General features: G+C 62.8%; 11 protein-coding genes. 3 read left to right on the forward strand and 8 right to left on the reverse strand.

Going from position 1 to position 14,343, the window contains the following annotated elements; translation table 11 throughout:
• Nucleotides 1-2: 2 nt before the first annotated feature.
• Nucleotides 3-941, reverse strand: a complete 939-nt coding sequence (gene ispH, locus AB4Y31_RS20980; protein WP_368675605.1) for a 4-hydroxy-3-methylbut-2-enyl diphosphate reductase — start codon at nt 939-941, stop codon at nt 3-5.
• Between the two features lie 435 nt (nt 942-1,376).
• Between ispH and AB4Y31_RS20985 the strand changes: the two genes are divergently transcribed.
• Nucleotides 1,377-2,552 carry a glycosyltransferase gene (locus AB4Y31_RS20985; protein WP_368675606.1) on the forward strand — a complete coding sequence of 392 codons (1,176 nt, stop codon included), beginning with the start codon at nt 1,377-1,379 and terminating at the stop codon, nt 2,550-2,552.
• Nucleotides 2,553-2,644: 92 nt separating this feature from the next.
• Here the strand turns inward: AB4Y31_RS20985 and AB4Y31_RS20990 are convergent, their stop codons facing one another.
• The 3 genes from AB4Y31_RS20990 to AB4Y31_RS21000 form a co-directional block, all read right to left on the reverse strand.
• Nucleotides 2,645-3,145, reverse strand: coding sequence for a hypothetical protein (locus tag AB4Y31_RS20990; RefSeq protein ID WP_368675607.1), 501 nt, complete (start codon nt 3,143-3,145; stop codon nt 2,645-2,647).
• Between the two features lie 133 nt (nt 3,146-3,278).
• A complete protein-coding gene (hpnA, locus tag AB4Y31_RS20995) occupies nt 3,279-4,289 on the reverse strand; it encodes a hopanoid-associated sugar epimerase (RefSeq protein ID WP_368675608.1) in 1,011 nt (336 codons plus the stop codon).
• 129 nt (nt 4,290-4,418) lie between these two features.
• Nucleotides 4,419-6,236, reverse strand: a complete 1,818-nt coding sequence (locus AB4Y31_RS21000; protein WP_368675609.1) for a putative bifunctional diguanylate cyclase/phosphodiesterase — start codon at nt 6,234-6,236, stop codon at nt 4,419-4,421.
• Between the two features lie 176 nt (nt 6,237-6,412).
• Between AB4Y31_RS21000 and AB4Y31_RS21005 the strand changes: the two genes are divergently transcribed.
• The gene (locus AB4Y31_RS21005; RefSeq protein ID WP_368675610.1) at nt 6,413-6,709 is read left to right on the forward strand and encodes an acylphosphatase; all 297 of its coding nucleotides are present in this window, start codon (nt 6,413-6,415) and stop codon (nt 6,707-6,709) included.
• 149 nt (nt 6,710-6,858) lie between these two features.
• On the opposite strand, the gene AB4Y31_RS21010 is transcribed toward AB4Y31_RS21005, so the two are convergent.
• Complete coding sequence (locus AB4Y31_RS21010) at nt 6,859-7,395, reverse strand: DUF962 domain-containing protein (RefSeq protein ID WP_368675611.1); 537 nt, start codon at nt 7,393-7,395, stop codon at nt 6,859-6,861.
• Nucleotides 7,396-7,844: 449 nt separating this feature from the next.
• Here AB4Y31_RS21010 and AB4Y31_RS21015 point away from each other — a divergent pair, with 449 nt between their 5' ends.
• Nucleotides 7,845-9,053: an MFS transporter gene (locus tag AB4Y31_RS21015; protein WP_368675612.1), complete on the forward strand. Its 1,209-nt coding sequence runs from the start codon at nt 7,845-7,847 to the stop codon at nt 9,051-9,053.
• Nucleotides 9,054-9,140: 87 nt separating this feature from the next.
• On the opposite strand, the gene AB4Y31_RS21020 is transcribed toward AB4Y31_RS21015, so the two are convergent.
• The 3 genes from AB4Y31_RS21020 to AB4Y31_RS21030 all read right to left on the reverse strand — a co-directional run bounded on the left by AB4Y31_RS21020 (nt 9,141) and on the right by AB4Y31_RS21030 (nt 14,298).
• Entirely contained in the window at nt 9,141-9,338 is a 198-nt protein-coding gene (locus AB4Y31_RS21020; protein ID WP_368675962.1) for a hypothetical protein, read from the reverse strand.
• Nucleotides 9,339-9,551: 213 nt separating this feature from the next.
• Nucleotides 9,552-13,259, reverse strand: a complete 3,708-nt coding sequence (locus AB4Y31_RS21025; RefSeq protein ID WP_368675613.1) for a CheR family methyltransferase — start codon at nt 13,257-13,259, stop codon at nt 9,552-9,554.
• Nucleotides 13,260-13,308: 49 nt separating this feature from the next.
• Nucleotides 13,309-14,298 carry a chemotaxis protein CheB gene (locus AB4Y31_RS21030; protein WP_368675614.1) on the reverse strand — a complete coding sequence of 330 codons (990 nt, stop codon included), beginning with the start codon at nt 14,296-14,298 and terminating at the stop codon, nt 13,309-13,311.
• Between the last annotated feature and the right edge of the window lie 45 nt (nt 14,299-14,343).

The following is a 14,343-nucleotide window of genomic DNA, read 5'->3' on the forward strand; positions in this document are numbered from 1 at the left end:
ACTTATCGTGCAGCGACGGGCTCGGCGAGCTTCGACGGCAGCTTGAATTCGACTTTCTCCTCGCGGCCGGCCATCGTCTCGACTTCGACGGGACCGAGCGCGCGCAGCGCGTCGATGACGTTTTCGACCATTTCCTCAGGCGCCGACGCGCCCGCCGTGATGCCGACGGTCTGCGCATTGGCGAACCATTCGCGCTTCACTTCGGAACCGTCCGCGACGAGATAGCTGGGCACGCCGCTTTCGGCGCCGATCTCGCGCAGGCGGTTCGAGTTCGAGCTGTTCGTCGCACCGACGACCAGCAGCACATCGACATGCTCGCTCAACTCGCGCACCGCCGCCTGGCGGTTTTGCGTCGCGTAGCAGATGTCGCGCGTGTCGGGACCGACGATGTCGGAGAAGCGCCGCATGAGCGCATCGATGATGCCGCGCGTGTCGTCGACCGAGAGGGTCGTCTGCGTGACATAGGCGAGCGGCGTATCGTCGGGCAGATCGAGTTGCGCGACTTCCGCTTCGCTCTGCACGAGCAGCACTTCGCCTGGAATCTGGCCGATCGTGCCTTCGACTTCGGGGTGCCCCGCATGACCGATCAGGATCAGCGTGCGGCCGGCGGCCACGTACTGGCGCCCCTGCACATGGACTTTCGTCACGAGCGGGCAGGTGGCATCGAGCACGTCGAGGCCGCGCTCTTGCGCGTCGCGCTCGACGCTTTGAGCGACGCCATGCGCGCTGAACACGGTCACGGCCCCGTGCGGCACTTCGTTGAGCTCTTCGACGAAACGCGCTCCCTTGCTGCGCAAATTCTCGACGACGTGGCGGTTGTGCACGATCTCATGGCGCACATAGACCGGTGCGCCGTGCCGCTGCAACGCGCGATCGACGATCTCGATCGCGCGGACGACTCCCGCACAAAAACCGCGCGGCTGAGCAAGGATGACTCGCATGTTCTGGCGAACTCCGACTGGATCGGGGTATCGAATAAGCCGACTTGTTGCGGCTCGTTGATCGCCCTGATCCAACTATTATTAAAAGCGGGCGTGAAGCCGGCAGACTGAATCCAAACGCGCATTCTATCGCGATCGGGCCGCAAGCGCTTCAAAGCGGCTTTCGAGCGTTGCAGACAGGGCAATAGCGCTGCTATTGGGCTTGCGCATTGCGCGTGCCCGTGAGCCGCGAATTGCGCACCGGTGCGCTCGCGCCGCCTTCGCGGTAAACCCCATTAAACTACCGGTCTCGTCGCCGTCAACCTTACATTTTTATTACCGGATGCGCTCGTCCCTTTCGTTTCGTTCCCTGGTCAGCAGGATTAACCTCGATTGCTCCGAGCATTCGCGCGCCGGCGGCCGCGATGCCTTTTTCATGCAGGCGAGGACGCGCGTATGGTGACGACCCTGCTTTTCAGCGTGTCTCTCCTCTCGCTCATCGTCTGGTGCGTGCTGCTCTTCGCGCGCGGCGGCTTCTGGCGCGCGCGGCCGCCGGTGCCCGTCGTCTTCGAGCCGAGACTCACGTGGCCCGCGGTCGTGGCGGTCGTCCCCGCGCGCAACGAAGCCGACGTGATCGGCGACGCGCTCGCATCGCTGCTCGCCCAGGACTACGCGGGCCGCTTCCACGTGATCGTCGTCGACGATCACAGCACCGATGGGACGGCCGATGCAGCGCGCGCCGCGGCGCTCGCGCTCGGGCGCGCCGAGCGGCTCAGCGTCGTGGCGGCGAAGCCTCTCCCCGCGGGATGGTCGGGCAAAGTATGGGCGCAATCGCAAGGCATCGCGGCAGTGGCCTCGCTCGGTCTCGAAGCCGACTACTTGTTGCTGACCGACGCCGATATCGGTCATCCGGCCGACGCCGTGCCGCAACTCGTTGCGCGCGCAACGAACGAAGAGCGCGACCTGGTCTCACTGATGGTGCGGCTGCGCTGTGACTCGTTCTGGGAAAAAGCGCTGATCCCCGCGTTCGTGTTCTTCTTCGCGAAGCTGTATCCGTTCGCCTGGGTCAACGATGCGCGCAACAAGACGGCCGCCGCGGCGGGTGGATGCATGCTCGTGAAGCGTTCGGCGCTGGAGGAGGCCGGCGGGATCGAATCGATCCGCGCGGAACTCATCGACGATTGCAGCCTCGCCGCGCGCATCAAGCATCGCGGCTCGGGCGGCCATTCGATTCGGCTCGACGTCGCGGCCGAGAGCGTCTCGCTGCGTCCGTACGATAGCCCGCGCGAGATCTGGAACATGATCGCGCGCACGGCTTTCACGCAGCTGCACTATTCGCCGTGGCTGCTCGCGGGCACGCTCGCGGGCATGACGGTGATCTATCTTGTGCCTCCCGTCGTCGCGCTCGTGCTCGGCGCGCCGGGGTGGCCAGCCTGGATCGCATGGGCCGCGATGTGCTGCGCCTACACGCCGATGCTTCGTTATTACGGTCGTTCGCCGTATTGGGCGCCGGCGCTGCCGCTCGTCGCGCTCTTTTACGTCGGGGCGACGTTGGCGTCCGCCATCCGCTATTGGCGCGGCAAGGGCGGCCAATGGAAGGCACGCGTGCAGGCGCCCGTGCAAGATCGTTGACGTTGCCTCGTTTCATGGCTCGCACCTACGCTGCGAAGGCGCAAGCGCTGCGGCAGAGGCGGGCGAATGAATGAGGGGGCGAGCCCCGGCCGCTACTTCGACAGCATCATATAGAGCTGGATGACCATATCGGGCGAGAACGTAAACGGCACCCAGCCGTGCCCGGTGTGGCGAGCGACGAGCAACCGGTCGCCGTTCGCCTGTTTTTGCACGGCGACGATCGGGTTTTTCGTCGATACGAATTGCCATCCCTGCGCAATCGTCGTCGGCACCTCGGGCAACATCGATGCTCGCGCATTGGCGAGCTCTTCGACGAGTTGACCGATCTGCTCGGGGCGCAGCGTGACGCTCTGCGAGCCGATCGTGAGCGTCAACTCGTTTTGCGATGGCCGGCCAACGCGCAGCGTAGGTCTTTCGTCGTGAGTGCCTGGCGTTTCGGGGATTCCGGGCATCTGGGCCGTCGAGGCGGCCGCATCAGCCTTCTCGGGTTCACGCTGTGCGGCCGCCGCGAGCGCCGCTTGGGCGGCCCGGTTGAGCTCATTGATCTGATCGATGCTTGCTTCAAGCGCCCCGATCTGTTCGTGAAGGTTCATGCGCGTTCTCGTTCGCGAGAAGAGTCCGCGATTTTAACGGCGCGCGGACGCATTTCCCGCGCGATGCCGATCAAGGTTGTAACAAAATGCACGAGGCGGCCCTTCGCTTCGCCTGCGCCTCTATCTCTCAGCCTCAAGCTTTCAAATAGCCGGCCTCGCGGAACCAGTCGAGCGCGTCGTGCAGCCCTTCCCGATATGGGCGCGAGCGATACCCCAGCTCGCGCTCTGCCTTTGCCGAACTGAAATACATCTTGTTCTTCGCCATTTTGAGTCCGTCGATGGTCACGAACGGTTCGCGCTTCGTGATCTTGGCGACGCATTCGGCGCCGAATGCGATGGGATAGAGCGGCAAGCGCGGCAGGCTGATGGTGGGCGGTTTGCGGCCGGTTCGCGTCGCGATGTCGGCGAGCATTTGCTGCAGCGGCAGGTTTTCGCCGCCGAGGATGTAACGCTCGCCGATGCGCCCGCGCTCGAGCGCGAGCAAGTGGCCCGCGGCGACGTCGTCGACGTGCACGAGATTGAGTCCCGTGTCGACGAACGCGGGAATTTTGCCGAGCGCCGCTTCCACGATGATGCGTCCGGTCGGCGTCGGTCGCACGTCGCGCGGACCGATCGGCGTGGACGGATTGACGATGACGGCCGGCAGGTGCTTTTCGGCGATCATGCGCTCGACGGCGCGCTCGGCGAGCACTTTGCTGCGCTTGTAGACGCCGATGGCTTGTTCCGGCGCGAGTGGCATCGTTTCGTCGGCGACACGGCCTTCGCTCGTGACTTTCAGCGTGGCGACGCTGCTCGTGTAGACGATGCGCTCCACGCCTTCGGCGAGTGCGGCCCGCATCGTCGCCTCGGCGCCTTCGAGGTTCGCGCGCTCGATCTCGCTCGGGTTGGGCGCCCAGAGGCGGTAATCCGCGGCCACATGAAGCAGATAGCGCACGCCGCGCAAGGCAACTCGCATAGAGGCCTCGTCGCGCATATCGCCGACGACGACTTGCGCATCGAGCGATTCAAGATTTGTGCGCGGGCTCGTCGCACGCACCAGCACGCGCACGGCGAAGCCGCGCGCGAGCGCTGCGCGCGCGACGGCCGAGCCGACGAAGCCCGATGCGCCCGTGACGAGCACGAGATCGCGTGATGTGGCGGTCATCTGAGGGGTTCCTTATCCGTTGCAAACCGATGCGACGCACCTATCGCATCGCTGGCGATTCCAAGCGTGTTGCGATTCTAAACGCGGACGCGCACGGCGTTGGTAGGAAGCGGGAACGAGAGCGGTGTTTCAGCTTGGCACGAGCGAGCCCGCGTTGAAGCGGTGGATGAACGTGTACGCGTCCACCGCGGGCATCGGTCGAGCGAAGCGGTAACCCTGCACGACGTCGCAACCGTGGCGGCGCAAGAACGCGAGCTGCAGGTCGGTCTCGACGCCCTCCGCGACGACGCTGAAGCCGAGCTCACGCCCGAGCGACAGGATGGCGCGCGTAATGACCTCGTCTTCGCGATGCACGCCGATGCCGCGCACGAACGACATGTCGAGCTTCAGGCGCTCGGCCCGGAATCGGCGCAGCCGGGAGAGACTCGAATAGCCGGTGCCGAAATCGTCGATGGCGATGTCGACGTTCATCGCGCGTAGCGTTTCGAGGAGTTCCGCTGACCCGGCATTGAGGAGCGCCCCTTCCGTGATCTCGACTTCGAGCAGTTGCGGCGCGAGTTGCGCGCGCGCCAACGCGCGTTGAATCACGCACACGATGTCGCCACGCGCGAGCTGACGGGGCGACAGATTGACCGACATGCGCAAGCCAGGCAGGCTTTCCTGCCACGCCTGTGCTTGAAAGCAGGCCTGTTGCACGACCCATTCGCCGATCGGCGCGATGAGTCCATTTTCCTCCGCGATCGGAATGAACGTGGCCGGACTGACGGAGCCGTGCTCAGCATCGTGCCAGCGCAGCAGCGCTTCGACGCCGGTCACGCGGTGTGTTTGCAGATCGACCTGCGGTTGATAGTCGAGCCTGAATTCGCCGTTCGAAAGCGCGACGCGCATGCGTCGAGAAAGCGAAAGCCTTTCGTCTGCCTGCTTGCCGAGCGCGGGCGTGAAGCGCTGCAGACCGTTGCGCCCGTTGGATTTAGCGCGGAACATCGCGAGATCGGCGCGGCGCAGCAAGGTCTCGGCATCGTCGCCGTCGGCAGGGAAGCAGGCGACCCCGATGCTCGTTTCGACATGGAACTCCGTATCGTCGATCGCGATGGGAGCAGCGAACACGCGCATGACGTGCGCGATGACCTCGCTCTGACGGTCGCATTGGCAAGCACCGCCAGCCACACTATCGCTATTTGCGCCGTTTTCGAGCACGACCATGACAAACTCGTCGCCGCCATAGCGCGCGACGGTATCGGACGGGCCGACGCATGACGAGAGCCGCGAGGCAATCTCCTGAAGCAGACGGTCTCCGACGCCATGCCCCAAGCTGTCGTTGACGTCCTTGAAGTGATCGACGTCCATGAACACGAGCGCCACGCCCGTGTTGTTGCGTCGCGCGTCGTCGATCGCCTGTTCGAGCCGTTCATTGAAACGTTTGCGGTTCGGCAACGACGTAAGCGAGTCCACGTCGGCCTGCCGACTCAGCAATTCGCGCGACTGCTCTTTTTCGGTGACGTCGATGACGACGACGAAACAGCTGCGGCGGCCTGCGTACCTCATCATGTGATACGTGGGCTCGACGCTGAACAGCGTGCCGTCCTTGCGGATATGCCGGCGCACGCCCCTTGTACCGCTGGCCGGGCCATCGCGGGAAACGAGCGCATCGAAGTCTTCGAGAAAGGGCGCGCGGTCTTCGGGCGGACGCAGTTCGGTGATCGGCAAGCCAGCGAACTCTTCGCGCGAGTAGCCATATAGGCGTATCGCCGCCTTGTTTGCGGCGGCGACGGTGCGGGTCGCAACATCGTAGACCAGCATCGGAAGGGGATGGCCTTCGAAATAGCGGCGAAAGAACGCGCCCCCTTGTTCGCTGGCGACAGGCGCGCGAGCTCGTGCCTCCAGGCGCCGACCGATGACTTTCTCGCGACTGATCTTTACGTTTGCTGCGCGGCGTCGCTGACTCACCGTAGGGTCTCCTCTCGCGTTAATGAGTGATCGCGCTTACGCAATCAGTGCATTAACGGCGCTCGCGTCCGCTTTCTTTAGACGTATTGCGCGCGCATGAATCGCCCGGTTGCCGAACGCCAGCGTCGACGGCGTCTAAAATGCCCGCTTGGAGCGAAAGCATTGGAGCGTTGGCTATGACAGCCCCCGATTTGAATACGAGGATCGAAACTTACTATGTGCATCTGCGCGGTGCCGTGCAAGGCGTCGGGTTCCGGCACGCTACGGTGCGACGTGCCCACGAGCTCGGCATTACAGGCTGGGTGGCGAACCTCCCCGACGGATCCGTGGAGGCGATGGTGCAAGGGTCCGCCAATCAAGTCGACCGAATGCTGGAATGGCTGCGCCGTGGTCCGCCCGCGGCGCGCGTGACCGATTTCGCGAGTGAAGAGCAGGCAGTGGAGAAGCGTTTTGCCCGTTTCGAGCAGCATTAAGCGACTCACTCATCGTTGTATGTCAATACGATGACGCCGCGCTGAGGCGACCCGCGAAGCATGGCGGCCCACACCGTAAGGAGTCGCACCAAGAATGCGGTCTTCTCTGACCGCTTGGGCGTGCGAGTTTGGCTCGTTCATTCTGTGTCTCAATCGGCTTGGCCGCGCCGCGCATTGACGACGGTCGGGCCGCTATGCTTTTCGATCGCGGCACGCAGTCCGGGCCTCCATCCGAGCCCGAACAATGCTTCGGCGAGCACGAAAAGCGGGCCGATCAGAAGGCCGATCAGGTCGTCGGCGAACGCGGGCTTCCTGTGCTCATAGGCGGCGTGGCCGACGAACTGAAAGACCCAGCCGACGACGAAGAGCGCCGTGCCCGAGGCGAGCCAGAGCGCGAACGAGCCATGTGTAGCCCATTCGCCGATCGAAACGCAGACGGCCGAGAATACCGCCATGGCGAGGCCCAGCGAAATGTCGAGCCGCAGGTAATAAAGCGTCGCTCCGATGAACAGTGCCCAAGCCGGCGAGACGACGAACGGCAGCACGCCGAAGGTCGATGAAGGGCGGCTCAGCAGTATTGCCACCGCGAGCACGATCATCGGAATGCCGATGAAATGCGTGGCGATGTTGCGCCGATCGCGATGGTAGGCCGCGTAGTGCGAGAGCTGGTCGGTCAGGGTTTTCATGTCGAACGGTTTCGATTGAAGGCCGAAATTGATTCTCGATAACGGCACCATCGCACGGATCGTTCGGCAACATCAAGCGATTGAATGTTTTCTTCGGTGAATTCCCGGCCGCGAATAAAAGAATAGCCCCGGGGCGCTCGAAGCCAAACAGCTCCCCGGCTGGCTGGCGGGCCTACGGCGCGACGAGTGAGAACTGTTCCCGAAACCCGGCCTCGAGCCCATCTCGGAATTGATGCGCCGTTTCTTGCCTTCAGTTCGTCCGAAAATTCATCCTCGGATCGGCTGAGTGCGGTCAACGGCGTTATTCATGGCGTCGAGGCATTTTGCGCAGCCAGACGTCCATTGCGCGTCGATAGGCGTCGCTTGGGGCGTCGGCCATGTTCCCTGGCTCGAAATCCGGAGAGGGTTCGCACGCTGCTCGCCAGCATAATCGAGGAAGCCACGTCGAGATGAGTTATTGGGATGTTCTCAAAGACCAGCGGTTTGCCCGCCTTGCCGTATCGACGCTCGTTGGGCGCGTTGGACAAGTGATGTTTGATGTCACGCTTGTCATCTTCATCGTTGCGGACCTACGTGAGCCTTCGGCGGCTGGCGTGGCAGTGCTGCTTGCGACGCTACCGGGCTTGGTACTGAGCCCTTTTAGCGGGTCTTTTCTCCAGGGCCGCAATGTCACGGGCTGGATGGCGGCCGACTATGCAATCAAGGGTCTCGCCGCAATGGGTATTGGTTTGGCCGCGTCAACAGGACCATCGGGCCTCTGGTTGCTTTATGGGCTGGCGCTCCTATCGTCGATTACGAGTGCGTTTGGCAACGTCGCCATGCGTAGCTATATTTCGTTCGCCCTCGCGGCAAGGTTGCGCGGCCGTGCCAACGGTCTGGATTCCACCCTGTCCGCAGTGTCCGATATGGCCGGCCCAGCCCTCGCCGGATTGGCCGTAATCGTGTTCGGAGGCCGAATGAGCGTGGCCGCAGTCGGCGCCGTACTGATGTTTGCAGCAGTCGTCGCGTTGAGCTGTGGACGCTCGATTCACGAACCGGGTGGTGGCATGCAGCTTCGCGATGTTGTAAACGCGATGCGAGAAGTGTGGGTACAGCCTGTTTTGCGTCAACTCTCCGGTGTGTACTTCTTCTATCAAGTAGCAATCGGCATTCTCGTGGTTGCATCACCCCTACTCATTACCGCCCGATATAACTTGGACGTTTCTTGGGTCGGCATTAGCTGGTCCGTAGCCGGCGCGGCAGGCATTATCGCCTCCCTGGTGGCCGGTCACTACGTAACGTCAGGCGTCGAACGACGCTTAATGTTCGCGGGCGCAGTGCTGACCGTGATAGGCCTTGTCGGACTATTCACATTTACCAACGTCCCCGGGCTGATCGCGGCGTTTGTGCCACTTGGCATTGCAGTCGGTCTGCTGGATGTCGGTTTGCTGACTCTGCGTCAGGCGGTACTGCCCAAGGTTCGAGCAACTGGCACGTTAGCCGTCTCATCAAGTATCAACTTAGCTGGATATCCCGCCGGCGCAACACTGGGGGGGTTATTAAGCGAGCGTGGTGCGGATTCGCAGCTCGGAGCCGCCTTGGCTTTCGCTGTGATGGCGCTAGTGATGTGTAAATGGTTGCCCAGGGATGTCGCTAAAAAAGAAACGGCTAAAGCGTGAAGCAAACAATCTGTGGCCAAGGCGTCCATCCCGTGCGCAAATGCATCGTACAGCTGTGCGCGCATCGCTTGCATTACCGGTATTGAGTCACGCCGCAGCGCCTTCGATCAGGATCTGGCGCAACGCATCGACGAAGCGCATGAACGCGGTCAACGAGCCGGCGACGCTTTGATATTTCTCTCGTCCGATCTGCCCGTCGAGCGTAACCAGCAGCCCGGCGCTCCGCGCGAGCGCCAGGACGTGGTCGGCGTCGGTCGCATGATCGAGATTCGGATCGTGGCTCATCGCGGCTCTCCTTGGCGCAGTGGTATGGTGCTGTCATCCGTTGCTGCCTTGCTGCCCAATCAACGGATAATCAGATCTCCATGTCTGCAGTATCGGCCGCCCGTCACGTTTTGGAAATCAGACGGCACTGAACCTTCCGTAGGCCAGGTGGTACCTCTGTCAGCCTCGTCCTACAAACCGCCGGGGATTTTCATCGGGCAGCCGCGCGTCTCGTCATCTCGCGCGCAGCCGAGCAATGGTGCTCAGCAGCGCGTCGAGCATGACCGGCTTCGTGAGATGCGCATCGAAGCCTGCATGCAGCGCGTCTTCCACATCCCCTTGCCTTCCGAAGCCGCTCAACGCAACCGCCTTGATATGGGCCAACTCGGGGCGCCGCCTCACGGCCTCGATAAACTCGAAACCGCTCATGCCGGGCATGCCGAGATCGGACAAGATCAATGAGGGCGGTGTGCTGTCGAGCATCTCGAGCGCCTGCGCGCCGTTTGTCGCGACGGCGACACTCGCGCCCTCCATTTCGAGCAGCAGTTTAAAAGTCTCAACCGTTTCAGTGTCGTCGTCGACGAGCAGGATGTCCGCCCCGTTGAGGAAGGTAGATGGGTACGCTGCGCCCCCCGCATCCGTCGCCGCGCCGACGATGCGCGGCAACTCCACGGTGAACGTTGCGCCGAGACCGAGGCCATCGGAGTGCGCGTCCACTCGCCCGCCATGCACGGCAACGAGCTCCTTGACGAGAGAAAGGCCAATGCCGAGTCCGCCGCGCTTGGCCGCCGTATTCGTGCGGCCTTGCTGGAACATGTTGAAAATTTGCGGGAGCATGCTCGCATCAATGCCGATGCCGTTATCGCTGACGGAAAGTCTTGCCGCGTGCTCATCGAGCGTGAGCTCGACGGAGATCTTGCCGTTGGCATCCGTGAATTTCATCGCATTGCTGACGAGATTCCAGACGACCTGCTCGATGCGCGTGAGGTCCGCATTGATCGCGACTGGCTCGTCAGGCAAGGAAAGTCGGAAATCGATGTTGTTGCGTTGTGCCTCTTCCTGCACGGTGTGCGAGATGCGCTGAACGACTTCCTTCAGATCGACGGCGCTGCGCGTGATCGAGAGCTTGCCCGTGCGCAGCCGCGACATGTCGAGCAGGTCGTCGATAATCTGCGCTTGCCCCATGACAGTACGTCGTATCGTGTTCGCAGCACGCGAAATCGCGCTGTTCTGCCGCGCATCGGGCGCGCGCGCGATCAGCTCGGCGCTGGCGCTGATCAGATTGAGCGGATGCTTGAGCTCATGCGAAACAACGGCGAGAAACTCATCGCGGCGGCGCTCGACTTCGTCGAGGCCTGCTTGCCCCGCCTCGCGTAGCTGCTCCTCGGCGGCGCGGCGCGAGGTGATGTCGACGAACGAGAGCACGGCGCCGTCGATGCGGTCCTCCGTTGTGCGGTAGGGCAGGAAGCGCGCGAGGTACCACCGTCCGTCAGTGCTTTTCAATTCGCGTTCGATGAGGCGCAGCGAATCGAACGCCTCGGCGGCATCGTCGGCGAGCCTGTCGTATTCGAGCCGGTGCGTGATGTCGAGCAGCGAGCGTCCGACGTCGGACGAGATGATGCTGAAAACGTCCGTCGCCCGTGGCGTGAAGCGCTTGATCCTCATGTTGCGGTCGACGAAGATCGTGCCGATGTCGTTGGCCGTGATGAGATTTTGCAGATCGTCGTTGATCTTGCTCGTTTCTTCCACTTTTGCTTTGAGCTCGGCGTTGACGGTGGTCAGTTCCTCGTTGATGGACTGCAACTCCTCCTTGCTCGTCTCGAGCTCCTCGGTCGCGGAACGCAGCTCTTCGTTGATCGCCTGCAACTCCTCGTTCGAGGCCTTGAGTTCCTCTGTCGACGTCTCGGACTGCTCGATCGTCGCCTGCAACTGCTCTTTTGTCCGCTGCAGTTCGCGCTCGAGCTGGGCGATGATCGGATCGCGCTGATCGTCCGTTTGTGCACCGTTCGAGCCGACCATGCTGTCCTCGACTTCGTCGAAGAGGACGAGGATGAAATCGGCATTCGCTTCGTCGTCATGAACGGGTCGCGCGATCATATTGACGAAGAAAGATCGCCCCTCTCGGTCCATCCGCACGCGTCGCGCCTCGACGCTGCGTTGCGTCTGCAACGCCTGATAGATCGCGGTCCTGAGCTCGAGCCTGAGCTCGGGTCGCACCGCCGCAAGAATGTTGTGCGACGGCTCGCCTCCGGCGTAATGAAGGAACCGGCCCGCGCGGTCGGACAAATGGACGATCTCCGAGTCCCGGTTCACGAGTACGCTCGGCGGCGCGTATTGCTCGACGAGCCGCTGATGGAGGTCGCCGAACGAGAACTTGCGCTTGCCCGGCGGCTGCAGCACCGACAACGTGGGGCGCACGCCGTGCGCACCCGATGCCGCGATCGGCAAAGGGGTGTCCGTACGGACAGCGACGTTCGCGCGGAAGATGCGCGCCTTTTTGTCGACGACGGCAAAAAGACCGCCGACCGTATCGGCCGCCTCCGATGTGCCCAGGAAGAGATGACCGCCGGGCCGCAACGCGAAATGGAACGTGCGCAGGATGTCGATCTGCGCTTCGCGATCCAGATAGATCAGCAGATTGCGGCAGCAGACGAGATCGAGCCGGGAGAACGGCGGATCGCTGAGCACGTTGTGCAATGCGAACAGCACGCGCTCGCGGAGTTCTTTCTTGATCCGGAAATGCGCGCCTTCCTTGGAGAAGAATTGCTTCATGCGCGTGGCGTCGACGTCGGCGGCGATCGATTCGGGATAAAGGCCGTCCCGTGCGATATTGATCGCGCGTTCGTCGATGTCGGTGGCGAACACCTGGAACGGCACATGTTCCGCTGTCTGCGCCGACGCCTCCTGCAGCAGCATGGCGATCGAATAGGCTTCTTCTCCAGTCGCGCATCCCGCCGCCCAGACGCGTACCGGTTCCTCGGCCGTGCGGTTTCGAAAGACGATCGGCAACACCTCTTTGCGCAGCGCCTCGTAGGCTTCTTTATCGCGGAAAAAGTTAGTCACGCTGATGAGCATATCCTGCAGCAGCGCGGCCGTTTCCTCGGGATGCACGTGGAGGTAGTCGCGGTACTGCTGCAAATCGGTGAATCCGTTGACTTGCAAGCGCCGCTCGATCCGGCGCAGGACGGTGGCGCGCTTGTAATGCCGGAAGTCGTGAGCGGTGCGCGTACGCAAGATGATCATGATCTCGCGCAACGCTCGTTCATTACTTTCGGAGAACGCGCGATTCGTCTCGGTGTCCTCGTCGGCTCCTTCGGGCTCGGCCGGAAGCCGGATCTGCTTTGCGTTCTTCCAGAAGTCGAGCAGACGCTGCGGCATTTCGCTGGCCGGCAGCGTGAAGTCGATCATGCCCGTCGCGATCGCCGCGTGCGGCATGCTGCTATGTTCCGCCTCGGCCGGCGCTTGCGCGAGCGTGATTCCCCCGAGCTCCTTGATGCGCGTGATGCCGACGGATCCGTCGGAGCCGGCGCCCGAAAGCACGATGCCGACCGCCCGTTCGCGATGCGCCGCGGCGAGCGAGCGAAAAAAGAGATCGATGGAGGCGGCGTAGACGTCCGTCGATTCCTTTTTCTCGACATGCAGTTCGTCGTCCGACATCGTCATCCCCAATGCCGGCGCGATGACGTAGACATGGTTCGGCTCGATCGTGACGGTTTCCGTCACCTGACTGACGGGCATTTCAGTGAGCGGCTGCAGCACGGCGCTCAGGTTGCTCGAATGTTCAGGCGAAAGATGCAGGACCACCACGAACGCAGCCCCGGTGCGTGCGGGTAGCGCCTCGAGAAACACCTTTAGCGCTTCGATGCCGCCTGCGGAAGCACCGAGACCTACGACGGGAAAAGGCAACCTGCTAGGCGGCTTGCCACCACTCTGTTTGCGCATTGTCTGTTGATCGATCGAGGATATCGGCGGCTCGACCGGGTCCGGCAACTCACTCCTCGCCGCGCAGAAGCTTCTCCAGCGTTCGTGCCGATGCTTCGGCACGGCGCGCCTCACTGAGGCGGCGTTCGGCGTCAACGGTCTCACCTAAACGACTATGATACGCGGCGCGAAGCTTGCTTTGTGCACTCTTTTCATGCAGCACGCGCAGCGCCTCCGAGATCGCGCCTTCGACGACTTGATCCGTCGCGGCACCGAGGCTTTCGAGGCTGAACGCATGCCCGGTATGGCAGCGATAGCGCGGCGGCCCCGCTTCGTGCATTCGCCATAACGTTCCGCCGCATTCGGGACAGGTCAGCGATGAAGGCTGAGCGACTTTATCCGGCATTTTGTCGATCGATTCGGGTGCGAGGACCGCATGATTCTCCGCAATGAGGCCAGCCGGACAGGGAGGCACGGATTCCGGTACCGGGCTGCCGGCCAGCGCGCCGAGCATCGCTCCGATTTCGTTCGCCGCAAGTATGTAATCCGGCGGCGTATAGCGCATCGCGTTGCGCGGCATCTCGGGCGCGAATGCATCTTCCGGGTCTTGTGCGATCGTCAGCCCACCGCACGCCCGCACAGCAGCGAGGCCTGCGGTGCCGTCGTCGAGCTGGCCAGTCAAGATTGCCGCGATGACACGCGCGCCTCTTGCCACGGCGGCACTTCTGAATAGCGGATCGATAGCCGGCCGGGCGAAGTTTTCCTTCGGGCCCCGAACTGTTTTGGCCACACCGTCGGTGACGACGAGGTGCCGATCCGGGGGTGCCACATAGATTCTTCCGGTCTCGAGCGGCTCGCCGTCGCGTGCGTGATCGGCACGCAACGGGCCGACTTTCTGGAGCATCGAGGGCAAAATGCTGTCGTTGCTGCCGATATGCAGAACAACCAGCACCGCGGCCGGCAAATTAGCCGGCAGCCGCTTGGCGATCGCACATAGCGCGTCGACACCGCCAGACGATGTACCCAGAACGATCGTATCCCTGCTTTTGCGCGTTTCCAACACGTGCCCCTTACCCCCGTGTTCATGTCCAGCAAGGCCTGTTCC

The organism is Trinickia sp. EG282A (genome assembly GCF_040965455.1).
Taxonomy (GTDB): domain Bacteria; phylum Pseudomonadota; class Gammaproteobacteria; order Burkholderiales; family Burkholderiaceae; genus Trinickia; species Trinickia symbiotica.